16 protein-coding genes and 1 riboswitch are annotated in these 14639 nt (G+C 68.7%); of the genes, 1 reads left to right on the forward strand and 15 read right to left on the reverse strand.

What is annotated here, in order from left to right; translation table 11 throughout:
- Positions 1–25: 25 nt before the first annotated feature.
- The 15 genes from ACWEQQ_RS01050 to ACWEQQ_RS01120 form a co-directional block, all read right to left on the reverse strand.
- Positions 26–1651, reverse strand: coding sequence for a dipeptide ABC transporter ATP-binding protein (locus tag ACWEQQ_RS01050; RefSeq protein ID WP_452346718.1), 1626 nt, complete (start codon positions 1649–1651; stop codon positions 26–28).
- Positions 1648–2517 (reverse strand): ABC transporter permease, encoded by an 870-nt coding sequence (locus tag ACWEQQ_RS01055; protein ID WP_452346719.1) that lies wholly within the window; start codon positions 2515–2517, stop codon positions 1648–1650. The genes ACWEQQ_RS01050 and ACWEQQ_RS01055 overlap by 4 nt, the downstream gene beginning before the upstream one ends.
- A 65-nt stretch (positions 2518–2582) precedes the next feature.
- Complete coding sequence (locus tag ACWEQQ_RS01060; RefSeq protein ID WP_452339796.1) at positions 2583–2744, reverse strand: hypothetical protein; 162 nt, start codon at positions 2742–2744, stop codon at positions 2583–2585.
- Positions 2737–3696: an ABC transporter permease gene (locus ACWEQQ_RS01065; RefSeq protein ID WP_452346720.1), complete on the reverse strand. Its 960-nt coding sequence runs from the start codon at positions 3694–3696 to the stop codon at positions 2737–2739. Before ACWEQQ_RS01065 ends, ACWEQQ_RS01060 begins: the two co-directional genes overlap by 8 nt.
- Positions 3697–3700: 4 nt before the next feature.
- A complete protein-coding gene (locus ACWEQQ_RS01070) occupies positions 3701–5335 on the reverse strand; it encodes an ABC transporter substrate-binding protein (protein WP_452346721.1) in 1635 nt (544 codons plus the stop codon).
- Positions 5332–6402: an LLM class flavin-dependent oxidoreductase gene (locus ACWEQQ_RS01075; RefSeq protein ID WP_452346722.1), complete on the reverse strand. Its 1071-nt coding sequence runs from the start codon at positions 6400–6402 to the stop codon at positions 5332–5334. The genes ACWEQQ_RS01070 and ACWEQQ_RS01075 overlap by 4 nt, the downstream gene beginning before the upstream one ends.
- Complete coding sequence (locus ACWEQQ_RS01080) at positions 6399–6917, reverse strand: GNAT family N-acetyltransferase (protein WP_452346723.1); 519 nt, start codon at positions 6915–6917, stop codon at positions 6399–6401. The genes ACWEQQ_RS01075 and ACWEQQ_RS01080 overlap by 4 nt, the downstream gene beginning before the upstream one ends.
- Positions 6914–7891 (reverse strand): ABC transporter substrate-binding protein, encoded by a 978-nt coding sequence (locus ACWEQQ_RS01085; RefSeq protein WP_452346724.1) that lies wholly within the window; start codon positions 7889–7891, stop codon positions 6914–6916. Before ACWEQQ_RS01085 ends, ACWEQQ_RS01080 begins: the two co-directional genes overlap by 4 nt.
- Before the next feature lie 28 nt (positions 7892–7919).
- A complete protein-coding gene (locus ACWEQQ_RS01090) occupies positions 7920–8684 on the reverse strand; it encodes an amino acid ABC transporter ATP-binding protein (protein ID WP_452346725.1) in 765 nt (254 codons plus the stop codon).
- Complete coding sequence (locus tag ACWEQQ_RS01095) at positions 8681–9577, reverse strand: amino acid ABC transporter permease (protein ID WP_452346726.1); 897 nt, start codon at positions 9575–9577, stop codon at positions 8681–8683. Before ACWEQQ_RS01095 ends, ACWEQQ_RS01090 begins: the two co-directional genes overlap by 4 nt.
- Before the next feature lie 8 nt (positions 9578–9585).
- Positions 9586–9678, reverse strand: a riboswitch (SAM riboswitch).
- A 102-nt stretch (positions 9679–9780) separates the two neighbouring features.
- Positions 9781–10329, reverse strand: a complete 549-nt coding sequence (locus tag ACWEQQ_RS01100; RefSeq protein WP_452346727.1) for a flavin reductase family protein — start codon at positions 10327–10329, stop codon at positions 9781–9783.
- Positions 10330–10472: 143 nt separating this feature from the next.
- Complete coding sequence (locus ACWEQQ_RS01105; RefSeq protein ID WP_452346728.1) at positions 10473–11168, reverse strand: hypothetical protein; 696 nt, start codon at positions 11166–11168, stop codon at positions 10473–10475.
- 203 nt (positions 11169–11371) lie between these two features.
- Positions 11372–12076: a hypothetical protein gene (locus tag ACWEQQ_RS01110; RefSeq protein ID WP_452346729.1), complete on the reverse strand. Its 705-nt coding sequence runs from the start codon at positions 12074–12076 to the stop codon at positions 11372–11374.
- Between the two features lie 157 nt (positions 12077–12233).
- Entirely contained in the window at positions 12234–12929 is a 696-nt protein-coding gene (locus tag ACWEQQ_RS01115) for a hypothetical protein (protein WP_452346730.1), read from the reverse strand.
- A 117-nt stretch (positions 12930–13046) separates the two neighbouring features.
- The gene (locus ACWEQQ_RS01120) at positions 13047–13625 is read right to left on the reverse strand and encodes an HhH-GPD-type base excision DNA repair protein (RefSeq protein ID WP_452346731.1); all 579 of its coding nucleotides are present in this window, start codon (positions 13623–13625) and stop codon (positions 13047–13049) included.
- A 76-nt stretch (positions 13626–13701) separates the two neighbouring features.
- Here ACWEQQ_RS01120 and ACWEQQ_RS01125 point away from each other — a divergent pair, with 76 nt between their 5' ends.
- A complete protein-coding gene (locus ACWEQQ_RS01125) occupies positions 13702–14556 on the forward strand; it encodes a methyltransferase domain-containing protein (RefSeq protein ID WP_452346732.1) in 855 nt (284 codons plus the stop codon).
- The last annotated feature ends 83 nt before the right edge of the window (positions 14557–14639 follow it).

The following is a 14639-nucleotide window of genomic DNA, read 5'->3' on the forward strand; positions in this document are numbered from 1 at the left end:
AGCAGCAGCGGAGAGAGATGCGGCATCAGGCTGTCCTTTCGAGCGGAAGGGGGACCTCGGGCGGGGTCGCCCGGGGGACGGCCGCGAGCAACTCGCGGGTGTAGTCGTTCTGCGGATTGTCGAAAAGCTCTGCGGTGGTGGCAGTTTCGACCACACACCCCTGGCGCATGACGGCCACGCGGTCGGCCAGGCGGCGGACCACGGCCAGGTCATGGGAGATGAACAGGTAGGCCAGGTCCAGGTCGGTCTGCAGCCGTTCGAGCAGATCCAGGATCTGGGCCTGCACCGAGACGTCCAGGGCCGACACCGGTTCGTCGAGAACGATCAGGTCCGGGCGCAGGGCCAGCGCGCGGGCGATGGCGACGCGCTGCCGCTGGCCGCCGGAGAGCTCGGCGGGGCGGCGATCCAGGTAGGCGCCCGGCAGCGCGACCTGGTCCAGGAGTTCGGCGGCCGTCGCGCGGCGGGACCGGCGATCGCCGATTCCGAACGCCTGCAGGGGTTCCGACACGATCGTGCCGATGCTCAGCTTGGGGTTCAGCGACACGTACGGGTTCTGATAGACGACCTGGACGCGGCGGCGGAGCGCCCGCAGCCCGGCCCTTTTCAGCGCGGTGATGTCCTGCCCGTCGAAGGTGACGGTGCCCGCGTCCGGTGCGGCCAGCCGGGCGATGATGCGGGCGGTGGTGGACTTGCCCGAACCGGATTCGCCGACCACGGCCAGGGTTTCGCCCCGATTGATCTCCAAGGACACGTCGTCGACCGCGGTGACCGTGAAATCCCTGGTGACACCGAAGGATTTGCGCAGCCCGGTCGCCGACACCAGCGGCGTCGCGGGCTCGCGGACGGGTCGCGGATGCTGACCCCGGTCGAGGGTGGGGGCGGCGGCGATCAACCGCTTCGTGTACTCGTGCTGTGGATTGCCGAGAACCTCTGCCGCCGTACCCGTTTCGACGATCAGTCCGTTCTGCATGACCGCGATGCGGTCCGCGCGTTCGGCGGCCACCGCCAGGTCGTGGGTGATGAGCAGGACCGCCGCACCGGATTCCGCGGTGCGCTGCGCGAGGTGGTCGAGAATACGACGCTGCACGGTGACGTCGAGAGCGCTGGTCGGCTCGTCGGCGATCACCAGTTCGGGGCCACAGGCCAGGGCGATGCCGATCAGCACGCGCTGGCGCTGGCCGCCGGACAGGTCCTGGGGATATTGCCCGGCCCGCACCTCCGGCCGATCCAGTCCGGCCTGCTCCAGAATCCGCACCGCCTCGAGCCGGGCGGTGCGGCGATCCGCCCGGCCGTGAATGCGCAGCACCTCCCCCACCTGATCGCCGATGCGCAGCACCGGATTCAGCGAGGTGCCCGGGTCCTGCGGGACCAGACCGATGCGCGCACCCCGGATCCGTTGCAGCGCCCGCTGCGAGGCGTGCTCGAGGCGCTCCCCGGCGAAGCCGATCGCACCCGCCGTGATCCGGCCGCCGTCCAGCAGCCCGATCACCGCGTGCGCGAGAGTCGACTTGCCCGAACCGGATTCGCCCACCAGCGCGACCGTCTCACCGCGCCGCACCTGCAGCGAGACGCCGCGCACGGCGGCCGTCGTCCCGGTACTGCCCCGGTATTCGACCCGCAGTCCCTCGATACTCAACAGCAGATCGGTCATCGGGCACCGTCCTGCTGCAGTGCGCGGGCGATCCGCTGGGTGGACAGCACCAGCACGACGATCACCAGCCCGGGCATGGTCGTCAGCCACCACGCGGTGGCCAGGAACCCGCGGCCGTCGGACACCAGCGATCCCCATTCCGGCGTCGGCGGCACCGCGCCGTAGCCGAGGAAGCTCAGCGAGGCCACGAACAGCACCGCGACCCCGAAGTCCACCGCCGCCAGCGCCGCCACCGGACCGTAGGCATTGCGCAGCACATGACGGAACAACACCGTGTGCCAGCGCACCCCGGAGGCGAAGGCCGCCTCCACGTACGGGGCCCGCCGCACCCGCAGCACCTCGCCCCGCATCACCCGCGCGAACCGGGCGATGAGCGAAACACCCACGGCGATGGCCACATTGCGGGTGCCCAGCCCCAGCACGGTGATCATGGCGAGCGCGACGAGCAGATCCGGTATGGACAGCAACACGTCGACCACCCGCATGATCGCCGTGTCCACCGCGCCGCCCGCCGTGCCCGCCACCAGCCCCAGTAGCGAGCCCGCGATCAGCCCGAGCAGCACCGCGAACACGGTCGCGCTCACCGAGAGACCGGTGCCGTGCACCACGCGGGCGTACAGGTCCCGGCCGAGATTGTCGGTCCCGAACCAGTGCCCCGCGCTGGGCCCGCGCAGCTTCTGCGCCGGCACGCCGTGCAGGGGATCGCTACCGGCGAATGCCGCCGGGGCGATCGCCCATGCCAGCACCAGGAGCACCACAGCACTCGCCGCCAACAGTCCGAAATTTCCGCGCACCCACGCCACTGCGCGCCGCATCGGGACGATAGGCAGCGACGGCGTATCCGACAGCGCCACAGCGTCAGACATGATCGGGCCACCTACTTTCGCACGCCCGCCGACTCAGCGCGGGTGCCGGCCACGGCAACAGGTCCTCACGCATCGGACGCCTCCTCTTCGCCGACCCAGTAGGCGATGCCGGGATCGAGGAGCGGGTGGGTCAGGGTGATGACTCGCAGCCGGGAGCGCGGGCCGGAGGGGACGCGCAGGTTGTCGCGCAGGTTCCGGATCAGGTGAGCGGGCAGGAGGTCAGGCATGGGCGCGCTCCTTGCGGGTATCCCGGTGCGCCACACGGGGATCCAAGAGTGGATAGGCGAGATCGATGAGGAGGTTGACCGTGACGAAGACCAGCGCGGCGAACACGACGATGCCCTGCACCACCGGAATGTCCTGGTTCAGCACCGATTCCTGGGTGAGGCGGCCCAGTCCCGGCCGGGAGAACACGGTCTCGGTGACGACCGAGCCCGCCAGCACCTGGCCTACCCACAGGCCCGCCACCGTGAACGCGGGGGTCGCGGCGGGCCGCAGCACGTGGCGCAGCTGCACCCACCAGCGCGACGCGCCCTTGGCGAAGGCGACCGCCACGAACGGCTGCCGCCAGGTGGCGACCAGGCTGCTGTAGAGCACCTGGGCGATCACCGCGCCGACCGGGATGGCGATGGTGACCGCGGGCAGGATGGTGCCGCTGAACCCGGTCCCGCCGAGCGCGGGCACCAGGCGTAACCGGAACGAGAACAGCTGCAGCAGCAGCAATCCCACCCAGAAGCCGGGCATGGAAGCCCCGATCGGCGGCAGCGCGGTGAGCAATCCGCGCAGCCAGGGCCGCTCGGTGTAGGCGGCGGCCAGGGCGAGCCCGGTGCCGCCGAGCACCGCCAGCAGCAGGCCGAGCCCGGCCAGCGCGAGGGTCGAGGGCAGCGCCTCGGCCACGGCGCGGGCGACGGTCTGGCCGCTGAAGATGGAATGGCCCAGATCGCCGCGCACCGCGTGGGTGAGCGCCGTCCAGTACTGCGTCCAGAGCGGTCGGTCCAGGCCGTATCTGGCCCGCATCTCCGCGATGGCCGCCGCGTCCACGGGGGTGCCGGTGGCGGTATTGGCGGCTATCTCCACCGGATCGCCCGGCAGCAGGTACAGCACCACGAACGACAGCGTGAACGCTGCCCACAGCACGCCTACCGCCTGGAGTACCCGTCCGATCGCATAGCGGCCCATGGAATTACCGCTGCAGCCAGGTGTCATGGAACTGCAACCGGGCCGACGCCTCGAACTTCACCCCGGCCACGCCCTTGCCCACGCCGATCGCCTGGGACAGTTCGATGGTCGGAATCCACAGGCCCTGATCCAGCACCGCCGACTGGGCGTCGCCGATGACGCGGGCCCGCGTGGCCGGGTCGGTGGCCGACAGCTGCTGGGCGAGCAGGGAGTCCAGCGGCTCGGCCGGGCCGCGGGCGTTCAGGTTGCGCTGGTCCACCGCGAAGGTGGTGCGCAGGATGTCGCCGTCGGCACGGGTGGAGTTGTAGTAGTCGAAGTCGAAGTCCTTGTTGTTCTGGCGCACATTCGATTCCGCCACCGACAGCGGCTCCAGGCGGAGATCGAATCCGACCGCCTTCAATTGCTGCTGGGTCAGTTCGAGGATGGCCTGATTACCCGCGAAGACCGCGGAGAAGATGACGCCCGCGGCCAGCCGCTGGCCGTCCTTGACCCGGATCCCGTCCGCGCCGGGCACCCATCCGGCCTGGCCGAGGAGCTTCTTCGCCGCGTCCGGGTCGTACTTCACGCGGGATGAAAGGTCCACATACCCCGGGGTTTTCGAGGCGAGCACACTGGTGGCCGGTTTGAACTGCGGGCCCAGCACGGTGTCCACCAGTTCCTTACGGTCGAGGGCGGGCACCAGCGCCGCCCGCACCGCCGGGTCCCGTAGCGGTCCGCGGGTGACATTCACCTGGAGGCCGAACGGCACGCCCGGATTCGCGGTGAACTGCACCCGGCCACCACCCGCTTCGATCTGCGAAACATCTTGCGGCAGGGCGTCACTGATGGCATCGAGCTGACCGGAGGCGAGACTGCCGGTGCGGACCCCCGACTCCGGGACCACGGTGAACACGATCTTGTCCAGGTACGCCTCACCCTGTCCGGCGAAGACCGCAGAGCCCCAGGCATATCCGGCGCGCTTGGCCAGCGTGGCCGAGGCGTTCTGCTTCCATTCCGCATAGGTGAACGGGCCGCTGCCGATATTCGCGCCCAGGCAGCGGTCGTCGGCGGGCTTGGCGACCGAGGCGTCGGACTGGATCCCCAGCTGCGGCGTCGACGTCGCCTGCAGGAACTGGGCATTCGGCGCCGCGAAGTCCACCCGCACCGTGCGCGGATCCACCACCGTGCTGCCGGTGTATCCGGCCAGGTAGCTCGCGGCCAGCGGCGCCTTGGCCCCGCCGAGCGCGACAATGGAATCGAAGTTCTTGCGCACCGAGTCCGCGGTGAGCGGGGTGCCGTCGCTGAAGGTAATGCCGCCCTTCAGGTGGAACGTGAACGACTTGGCGTCCGGGGAAACCGTCCAGCTGTCGGCCAGCCACGGCTTCAGCGCACCGGTTTCCGGGTCCTGATCGACCAGTGAGTCGACAACCTGCCGGGTCACGTAGATGGTCTGATTCGTGCCGGACTGCGCGGGATCCGAGCAGGTCGGGGCCGACGACAGACCGTAGCGCAGGGTGCCGCCGGACTGCGGCGGGCCCGACGGCTCGCCATTGCCACCGGCGGTACCGCCGCCACCGCACGCGGTCAGCGCGAGGCTGGCGGCCAGCGCGCCCGCGAGCGCGAGGGGACGGGTCGCGCGGGCGGCGAGGAGGTGATTCATGCGGGGTCTCCGGACAGGTAGCGATCGCCGCCCAGCGGACGGCTCGGAATGCGGTGGCGCAGTTCGGATGCGACCTCGGCCTGGAACAGCTCGAGGCTGTCGCGATGCTGGGCCTCGGTGCGGCCGTCGGCGTCGGCGCTCAGGTGGATCACCTCGTGGCCGAACCGCTCGTGATAGCGGCTCACCTTGTCCAGCACCTGTTCCGGGCTGCCGATGAGCGCCGAGGAGCGTTCGACGAAATCCTCCACCGTCTCGAAGACGATGGGTCCGCCGAACTTCCGGGCCACGGCCTGACGGGCCTCGAAGACCGGGCGATACAGGTCCACGGCCTGCTGCGAGGTCCGGGTCACCAGAAAGCCCGCCGTACCCGCGCCCACCAGCGCCTCAGCCGGATCGTGCCCGTAGGCCGCCCAGCGTTCCCGGTAGTGGTCCACCAGTTCCGCGTACGGCTCGATCGGATAGGTGACATTCGCCGAGAACAGCGGATCCCCGTGGAGCGCCGCGTAATCCGCGGATTCCCGGCTGGTCGCGCTGCCGTGCCAGATGCGCAGGCGCGGTTGCAGCGGCCGGGGCAGCGCCTTGGCCTCGGTCAGCGCCGGCCGGAAGCGGCCGGACCAGGTCACGCTGTCGCTATCCCAGAGCTTGCGGAACAGCTCGTAGCCCTCGCGATTGCGATCCCACTGGTCATCGGTGGTGACGTGGAACAGCTTGGCCTGCGCCGCGCCATTGCCCTTGCCGATGATCAGTTCCAGGCGCCCGTCGGAGAGATTGTCCAGGGTGGAGTAGTCCTCGAACGCGCGCACCGGATCCAGCAGGCTCAGCGTGGTGACACCGGTGAACAGGGCCAGGCGTGAGGTGACCGCGGCGACGTGGCTCAGCACCACCGGCGGGGCGGCGGAGATGAACGGATCCTCGTGCCGCTCCCCCACCGCGAAGCCGTCGTACCCGAGGTCCTCGGCCAGCCGGGCGCTGTCGACCACGCGGCGCAACCGCTGGCGGGGCGTCTCGGCAGTGCCGGTCACCGGGTCGGGGGTGTGCGTGATCAGGGTCAGGAGCAGGAATTTCATGCCGGGACCGCCGCGGTGTCGCCGGAGCGCCGGCCGGCGGCGACGTACTTCTCGAACGGGTGCACGTGCCCGACCTCCTTGACGATGTCGCGCGGCAGCGCGGTGTAGCCCGCGGCCGCGTACAGCGCCACAGCCTCCGGCTGACGCGGACCGGTGGTCAGGTAGATGCGCCGGTAGCCGCGCCGGGCGATCTCGGCCTCCAGCTGCTCCAGCACGAACCGGCCCAGCCCCCGGCGGCGGTGCGCGCTCGACGTCCAGATCCGTTTCAGCTCCGCTGTTTCCGCGTCGAGGCGCTGGAAGGCGCCGCCCGCCACCGGTTCGCCGTCCTCCACCACGATCAGCAGATCGCCGTGCGGCGGCGCGAAATGACTGGCCGAATAGCCGGTCAGATCCGCGTGCACCTCGCCCGGGGTACGGCCGTAGCGGCTGCTGTATTCGATGGCCAGCTCCGCCAGCAGCGGCGCGGCCAGCGGATCGTGCTGAGCGACGTGGAATACGGTGCGCGACACGCTCATCCCTTCTTCTTGGGTAGTCCGGGCGGATTGATCCGCGACTGCGGCACGGCCTCGTTACCGAGGCCCCAGCGGTCGAGGACCTGTTTGTAGGTCCCGTGGTCGATGGCGTACTGGATGGCCTGCTGCACGGGGCCGATGAGCCCGTTGTCCTTGCGGGTGAGTGCCGCGATCTCGGCCTGCAGTACGTCTCCCGCTCCGGACCAGGTGGTGAGCACCTTGTTGCCGATCGTCGCGCAGTGATACTGCGCCGCCGGGTTGGGGCCCACATAGCCGTCGATCCGGCCGGAGGACAGCGCCAGGTAGTAGTCCGCGGGTTGCTGGTAGTAGGCGAGTTCCAGTCCGGGCAGCCCCTCGGCCACGTTCCGGTCGTTCCAGGCGACCAGCAGCTGTTCCTGATTGGTGCCGGAGCCGACGCCGATCTTCTTGCCCGCCAGCGACTTCCGATCCTGATAGGTCCAGGTCGAATCCTTCGGCACCTCCAGGGCGATATTGTCCTTGCGGTAGGTGGCGAAGTCGTACTTCTGCTTGCGCTCCTCGGTGACCGTGACATTGCTGACGAACAGGTCGACCTCGCCCGAGTCGATCTTCACGAAGTTCTGTGACCAGTCCCCGTCCCGGCGCTCCAGCTTCAGGCCGAGAATGTCGGCGATCAGCGCGGCGACATCCACCTCGGAACCGATGACGGTGCGATCGTCGGTGGCGTAGAAACCGAGCGGCGGCGTCGCGCCGACAGTGCCGGTGACCACCAGCGTGCCGCGGTCGCGAATGGCCTGCGGGACCTGCGCGGCAATCGAATCCACCTTGCCGGCGTGAATGCGCCCCTTCTGCTCCGGTGACAGGTCATAGGTAACGCCGTTCACACTGCGCGTGTCGCTGGTGCCGCCATCACCCTTGCCACAGCCGCCCGCCAGCAGACTCAGCAGCGTGACGGCGATCAGGACTCTGGTCCGTCTGCGACGGCTCGCCAGGGACATGGGCTCTTCCTTACCTAGTGGGAACACGTCAGAGGACGTGCGCGAGAAAGGCTTTGGTGCGCGGGTGCGACGGGTTGTCCAGCACCTGCGCGGGCGGACCCTGCTCGACGATGCGGCCGGCATCCATCAGCACCACGGTGTCGGCGACCTCGCGAGCGAAACCGACCTCGTGGGTGACGATCACCAGGGTCGAACCACCGCGCGCCAGATCCTCGAGGACATCGAGGACTTCACCGACCAGCTCGGGATCCAGCGCGGAGGTGGGCTCGTCGAACAGCACCACCTCCGGCCGCAGGGCGAGCGCCCTCGCGATGGCCACGCGCTGCTGCTGCCCACCCGATAACCGGCTCGGATACTCGTCCGCCTTGTCCGCCAGGCCGACCCGCGCCAGCAACTCCAGCGCCTCGGCGTTCACCTCGGCCTTCGAGCGGCCCTGCGCGGCCACGGGCGCGAGCGCCACATTCTCCCGAACCGTCAGGTGCGGAAAGAGATTGAAGTTCTGGAACACGAATCCGATGCGCGCCCGCTGCCGCAGGATCTCGCGTTCGTGCAGCTCGTGCAGCTTGCCAGCCTTGCGCCGGTAGCCGACCAGCTCGCCGCCGACCCGCACGGTGCCACCGTCCACCTGCTCGAGGTGGTTGATCGTGCGCAGCAGCGTCGACTTGCCCGAACCCGACGGGCCCAGGATCACCGTCACCTCGCCGGGGCGCACCGCCAAGTCGATGCCTCGGAGCACTTCAGTGCGGCCGAAGGACTTTCGGATGCCGCGCAATTCGATCGCGAACTCGGTCATCGCCGATCACCGGCCTTCGAACGACGGCCCTTCGAGAAGTGCCGTTCGATATAGAACTGAATGACGCTCAGCACGGTGGTCAGCAGGATGTACCAGACCGTGGCCACCATGAGCAGCGGCACCACCCGACCATTGCGGCCGTAGATGACCTGCACCTGATAGAACAGCTCGGCAATCGCCATGGTCGACACGATCGAGGTGCCCTTGAAAAGGCTGATCACCTCGTTGGCGGCATTCGGCAGAATTCCGCGCATCGCCTGGGGCGCCACGATCGTGAAGAACTGCCGCCGCCAGGGCAGGCCCAGCGACCGGGCCGCCTCCCACTGGCCCTCGTCGACCGAGACGATCCCGGCCCGGATGATCTCCGCCGAATACGCGGCCTGATGCAGCGCCAAACCGATGACAGCCGCGCTGAATCCGCTGATCACGCCATTGGTCTGGAATCGCGCGAACTCCGGCCCGAACGGAACGCCCAGCGACAGCGTCTTGTACAGGTAGGCCAGATTGAACCAGAACAGCAACTGCACGATCAGCGGGATCGACCGGAAGACCCAGACATAGGTCCACGAGATCGCCTGCAGCACCGGGTTCTTCGACAGCCGGCCCACGGCCAGCCAGACACCGAGAAAGAAGCCCAGCAGGGTGCCCCAGAAGGTCAGCTCCAGCGTCACCTTCAGCGCCGACAACACCGACTTCGCGGTGACATACTGCGCGAAGGTTCCCCAGTCCCAGCCCGGATTGGTGATCAGCCCGTGCGCGAACTGCGCGACCAGCACCAGCGCGATCGCCGCGGTGACCCAGCGCCACGGGTGGCGGGCGCGGACGATCGGCAGATCCCCGTCGCGGTGTTCGGCTCCGGGCTCCGTCTGCGTGGGCGCCGCCAGCGTACTCATGGATTCGTCCTCCATCGGTCCCGGCGGAAGCACCCGCACCACGTGCGCGGGGGTTGCTGCGATGTCTGCGAGCCGGGTCTCTCGATCGCTCTGGATGGTGTAGACGACACTACGAATTCCGACGGCGTATGTCGCCGGTCCCGATCAACGTGAATTCAATTGCATGACAGTCGTTTTCCGGAATTCCGGTGGAAACGGGGAAATCAGCCCGCGGCCTCGTCGCGCTCGGGGGCCCGGTCGTAGAGGGCGCGGAAACCGCTGCGGTGGAAGACCAGCGGCTCGGAATCGGGGTGCGTGCCGAGCCGGTGCACCCGCAGCAGCACCACCGCGTGATCACCGGCCGGAACCTGTTCGTGCACCGAGGTTTCCAGCCATGCCGTGGCCCCGGCGACGAACGCCGCGTTCCCGTTCCCGGGGTGCAGGTCGACATTGCGGAAGCGGTCTCCCCGCCGCGAGCTCAGCCCGCGCGCCGCCGGCTCCTGCTCGCTGCTGAGCAGGCTCAGGCCCAAACGGCTCGCCTGCTCCAGCCGCGGCCAGGTCTCCGACGAATACTGAATGCAGATCGACACCAGCGGCGGGTCCAGAGAGACCGGCACGAAGGTGCTCGCCACCAGGCCGTACGGTGTCCCGCCGAGGCGCGCGCACACGGCCACCACCCCGCTGGGAAAGTGCGAAAAGGTCCGCCGCAGATCGGTCCCGTCGACCGGAGTGAGCGCGGCAGCCGCGCCGTGAATCGAGGTCAGCTCGCCCATTGCCCCACTTCAGCACCGCCGTACGCGCCAGGACAGGATTGCATTCACCTCGATTGCAAGTCGGCGGCCGCGATCCCGGTGCGGGACAATGCGAAACCCCCGCCCGGCAGGCGCCGGACGGGGGTCGGGGATCCTCGCGATGATTACTTCGGCGCCTCGATGTGCGGCTGGTTGATGGTGACGAAGTAGTTGTAGGCGGCGGCGATGGCGATCGGCGCGGTCACGAACAGCTGACCGGCGATGGTGCCCAGGAAGCCGACGGTGGCGGCGCCCAGGATGCAGCCGCCGAGCGGGCCGAGGCCGAACAGGGTGGCCAGGGCGCCGGTGGCGACCAGGCCCACGCCGATGCCGGCGATGCAGCCGATGGCCGCGCCACCCAGCGCGCCGACCGTGGTGCCGATGGTGGCGCCGGTGGAGATGGTGTCCTTCAGGCGGTTCCAGGCGGCCTGTTCACGGTCGTAGTCCGACTTCCACGGAGCCTGGTCTTCGTAGGGCAGGTTGATCGGCTTGTAGACCGCGTGATCCGTGTCGTACTGCGGGGTCAGGGTCGCGGTGTGGTCGGCGATCTCCGCGGCGATCGGGAACTCGAAGTCGTCGACCCGGAAGTTCAGCGGCAGGCCGGCCAGCACCGTGCCATTGGCGGCCTTGATCTTGAAGGTGCCGTCCTCGACCACCATCGAGCCACCATCGGTGTGGATGATGGTGTTGGTGTCGGAAGTCGTTGCCGCGTAATCGATCACGCCATTGTCGGCGGCCGGGGCCGCATTGACGGTGCCGGCGGTGACGCCCATGGCGGCGATGACCAGCGCCGCGGTCGCGGCGAAATTCTTGAAGCGCATTTCCCTTTGTTTCCTCATCAGACAGTCCGCAGGTGTGGACCGAATGATCGAAACGGGCCGACCCGAACGAGATATGGATCCGGGGTGCTGGCGCGGTGAACAGTTGAAATGGGAAACCCGCCCGGCCATACGGCCGAGCGGGCTGTCCCGATGAGGTATCAGCTGATGCCTATAGAGCCCCTCGCTCCTATAGAACCGCTGTCTTACTTGGCCGGAGCCGGAGCGGTGACGTGCGGCTGGTTGATGGTGGTGAAGTACTGGATCGCGGCGGCGATGGCGACCGGCGCGGTCACGAACAGCTGACCGGCGATGGTGCCCAGGAAGCCGACGGTGGACGCACCGACGACGCAGCCGAGCAGCGGGCCCGCACCGAACAGGGTGGCCAGGGCGCCGGTGACGACCAGACCCGCGCCGATACCGGCGAGGCAGCCCAGGGCCGCGCCACCGAGGGCACCGACCGTGGTGCCGATGGTGGCGCCCAGGCTGATGGTGTCCTTCATGCGGTTCCAGGCGGCCTGCTCACGGTCGTAGTCCGACTTCCACGGAGCCTGGTCCTCGTAGGGCAGCGCGACCGGCTTGTAGACCGCGTGGTCCATGTCGTACTGCGGGGTCAGGGTCGCGGTGTGATCGGCGATCTCGGCCGCAATCGGGAACTCGAAGTCGTCGACCCGGAAGGTCAGGGGGGTGCCGGCAACCACGGCGCCATTGGCGGCCTTGATCTTGAAGGCACCGTCCTCGACCACCATGGAACCGGCATCCGTGCGGATGATGGTGTTGGTTTCCGAGGTGGTGGCGGCGTAGTCGATAGCACCGTTGTCGGCGGCCGGGGCCGCGTTCACGGTACCGGCGGTGACGCCGAGGGCGGCGACGACCAGCGCGGACACCGCGGCGAATTTCTTGAGACGCATGTGTTCTGGAATTCCTCTTCAGATGAGCGGATGCGTCCCAGGGCAACAAGGTCAGGTGTAGCCCTGGGACGCTGTGATGGAAACCCGGCTTTTCAAACACAACGTGGCACGTTGGTTCCTTGCCGGTGAACCTTTGCCCATCGGTTGCCGAAATTGCCTACTTAGCGGGCGTGAACGGCTGATTGATAGTCGTGAAGTATTGCAACGCAGCGGCAATCGCGACCGGAGCCGTGACGAACAATTGACCGCCGATGGTACCCAGGAAGCCGACGGTGGCCGCACCCACCACGCAGCCCGCGAGCGGACCCGCGCCGAAGAGGGTGGCCAGCGCACCGGTGGCTACCAGGCCGACGCCGATGCCCGCGATGCAGCCCAGCGCGGCGCCGCCGAGGCCGCCGACCAGCGTGCCCACGGTCGCGCCCAGGCTGATGGTGTCGCGCAGGCGGTTCCAGGCGGCCTGCTCACGGTCGTACTGGGTCTTCCAGGGGGCCTGGTCCTCGTAGGGCAGCGCGACCGGCTTGTAGACCGCGTGGTCCACGTCGAGCTGCGGTGTCAGGGTGGCCGTGCGGTCGCTGACCTGCGCCGCGATCGGGAACTCGAATTCGTCGACGCGGAACTTCAATTCCGTACCCGCGACGGTGGTGCCATTGGCGGCCTTGATCTTCAGCGCGCCGTCCTCGACCACGATCGAACCGGCGTCGGTCCGGATGACCGTGCCGGCATCGGTGGTCTGGGCCGTGTAGTTGATCGCGCCATCGTCGGCCTTGGCCGGACCGGCATAGGCGGTTCCGGCGGTCACGCCGGTCGCCGCGATCGTCAATGCCGCGATTCCGGCGAATTTCCTCATCTTCATGCTGGTACTGCTTCCCACTGCCGCGAACTGAACTGTCGGCGGCAAGCATTAAGCAACCTCCCAGGTTTCTGGAGGTTAAAAACCAGCTTGATTCGATCCGGGCGAACCGGACACCGGTTACTTCGCCTTGGCGGCGGCCTTCGCCTGCTTCTTGAATTCCCGCACCTGAGTGAGGGATTCGGCATCGGTGACGTCGGCGACCGAGCGGCGGGAACCGTCCTCGCCGTACGCGCCCGCGGCCTCGCGCCAGCCGTTGGCGGTCAGCCCGCGCTGTTTACCCAGGAGCGCCAGGAAGATCCGCGCCTTCTGATCGCCGAAACCCGGCAGCTTCTTCAGCCGCTTCAGGATTTCCTTGCCGTCCGGATCACCCTCGGTCCAGAGCGCCGCGGTCGTGCCGTCGTAGTTCTCCACGATGAATCGAGCCAGCTCCTGGACGCGCCGGCCCATGGAACGCCCGTAGCGGTGGATGGCCGGCGGGGTCGCGGCCAGCTCCTCGAATTCCGCGGGATCGACAGCGGCGATCTTGTGGATATCGAACCCGCCCATGCGTTCGGCGAGTTTCCACGGGCCGCGGAACGCGTGCTCCATCGGAAACTGCTGATCCAGCATCATTCCGACCAACAGGGCGAAATCATCGGTCGAAAGCAGCTCGTCGGCATCGGATTCCTGCGCAATACACAGCGTGCGGCTCACCATGTATCGATCATCCCATTCATCCCCGGTCGCGGTGACGCGGGTCACGCCGTGCCCGCAGAAGGACTAGGCTGCGGCCATGCCCGACACCATGGCTAATTCTTCAGTGCGAGCCGCGGCGCACCCTGCCGCTGAGTCCGGACTGCGACCGGACCGTTTCGACCGCGATGGACAAGACCAGCTCGTCGACGTTCACGATCTCCAGGCAGCGCTGCCGGGCATCCGGAGCCTGCGCGCCTGGGCCCACGAGGCCCTGGCCACCCGGCCCGGCGAGAGCGCCGTCGACATCGGGTCCGGCTCCGGGTCGGAGGTGCTGACCTTCGCCGACCTGGTCGGCCCCACCGGCACCGCGCTCGGCGTCGAACCGGACCCGCACCTGCTGAGCGCCGCCGAACGCCGCGCCGCCCAGGCCGGATCCGCCGCCAAATTCGTCAGCGGTGACGCCTACGGTCTGCCCGTCGGCAGCGAGAGCTTCGACGTGGCGCTGTGCGAGCGCGTCTTCCAGCACCTCACCGCACCCGCCCGGGCCGCCGGGGAGATCGCCCGGGTGCTGCGCCCCGGCGGGCGCGTGGTGGTCATGGACAGCGACTGGGGCACGGCCATCGTGCATCCGGGCGACCGGCACGTGGTGCACGAGGTCATCGAGACCATGATCGCGGGCACCACCAATCCCTACGCGGGCCGCCGGCTGGCGGGTCAGCTCACCAAGGCCGGGCTGGTCGTCGACGACATCGGCTCGCACGCGCTGGTGCAGGACGGCCGCGTCGGTGCGGGCCCGCTCCTCGCCCGGGTAGCGGATCGGGCCGTCGCGCGCAGCGCCATAACCGAGCGCCAGCGCGACCAACTGCTCGCCGACCTGGAGGCCGGCGCCGCCAGCGGCGACATCCACCTGTCGGTGACCATCTTCGCGGTGCTGGCCCACAAGCCGCACTGAGAAACAGCCCGGGCGCGCACCGGTTTCGGTGCGCGCCCGACGCGCGAAAAATGTTTCGCAACAACTGATTTCGGAGCTCGAGG

The organism is Nocardia sp. NPDC004123 (genome assembly GCF_053603795.1).

Bases quoted from the DNA above. Each gene is read 5' to 3' on its own strand.
- ACWEQQ_RS01115 (WP_452346730.1), bottom strand. From the start codon at position 12,929: ATGAAGATGAGGAAATTCGCCGGAATCGCGGCATTGACGATCGCGGCG.
- ACWEQQ_RS01070 (WP_452346721.1), bottom strand. From the start codon at position 5,335: ATGAATCACCTCCTCGCCGCCCGCGCGACCCGTCCCCTCGCGCTCGCG.
- ACWEQQ_RS01085 (WP_452346724.1), bottom strand. From the start codon at position 7,891: ATGTCCCTGGCGAGCCGTCGCAGACGGACCAGAGTCCTGATCGCCGTC.
- ACWEQQ_RS01100 (WP_452346727.1), bottom strand. From the start codon at position 10,329: ATGGGCGAGCTGACCTCGATTCACGGCGCGGCTGCCGCGCTCACTCCG.
- ACWEQQ_RS01105 (WP_452346728.1), bottom strand. From the start codon at position 11,168: ATGCGCTTCAAGAATTTCGCCGCGACCGCGGCGCTGGTCATCGCCGCC.
- ACWEQQ_RS01050 (WP_452346718.1), bottom strand. From the start codon at position 1,651: ATGACCGATCTGCTGTTGAGTATCGAGGGACTGCGGGTCGAATACCGG.
- ACWEQQ_RS01060 (WP_452339796.1), bottom strand. From the start codon at position 2,744: ATGCCTGACCTCCTGCCCGCTCACCTGATCCGGAACCTGCGCGACAAC.
- ACWEQQ_RS01055 (WP_452346719.1), bottom strand. From the start codon at position 2,517: ATGTCTGACGCTGTGGCGCTGTCGGATACGCCGTCGCTGCCTATCGTC.
- ACWEQQ_RS01120 (WP_452346731.1), bottom strand. From the start codon at position 13,625: ATGGTGAGCCGCACGCTGTGTATTGCGCAGGAATCCGATGCCGACGAG.
- ACWEQQ_RS01080 (WP_452346723.1), bottom strand. From the start codon at position 6,917: ATGAGCGTGTCGCGCACCGTATTCCACGTCGCTCAGCACGATCCGCTG.
- ACWEQQ_RS01095 (WP_452346726.1), bottom strand. From the start codon at position 9,577: ATGAGTACGCTGGCGGCGCCCACGCAGACGGAGCCCGGAGCCGAACAC.
- ACWEQQ_RS01125 (WP_452346732.1), top strand. From the start codon at position 13,702: ATGCCCGACACCATGGCTAATTCTTCAGTGCGAGCCGCGGCGCACCCT.
- ACWEQQ_RS01075 (WP_452346722.1), bottom strand. From the start codon at position 6,402: ATGAAATTCCTGCTCCTGACCCTGATCACGCACACCCCCGACCCGGTG.
- ACWEQQ_RS01110 (WP_452346729.1), bottom strand. From the start codon at position 12,076: ATGCGTCTCAAGAAATTCGCCGCGGTGTCCGCGCTGGTCGTCGCCGCC.
- ACWEQQ_RS01065 (WP_452346720.1), bottom strand. From the start codon at position 3,696: ATGGGCCGCTATGCGATCGGACGGGTACTCCAGGCGGTAGGCGTGCTG.
- ACWEQQ_RS01090 (WP_452346725.1), bottom strand. From the start codon at position 8,684: ATGACCGAGTTCGCGATCGAATTGCGCGGCATCCGAAAGTCCTTCGGC.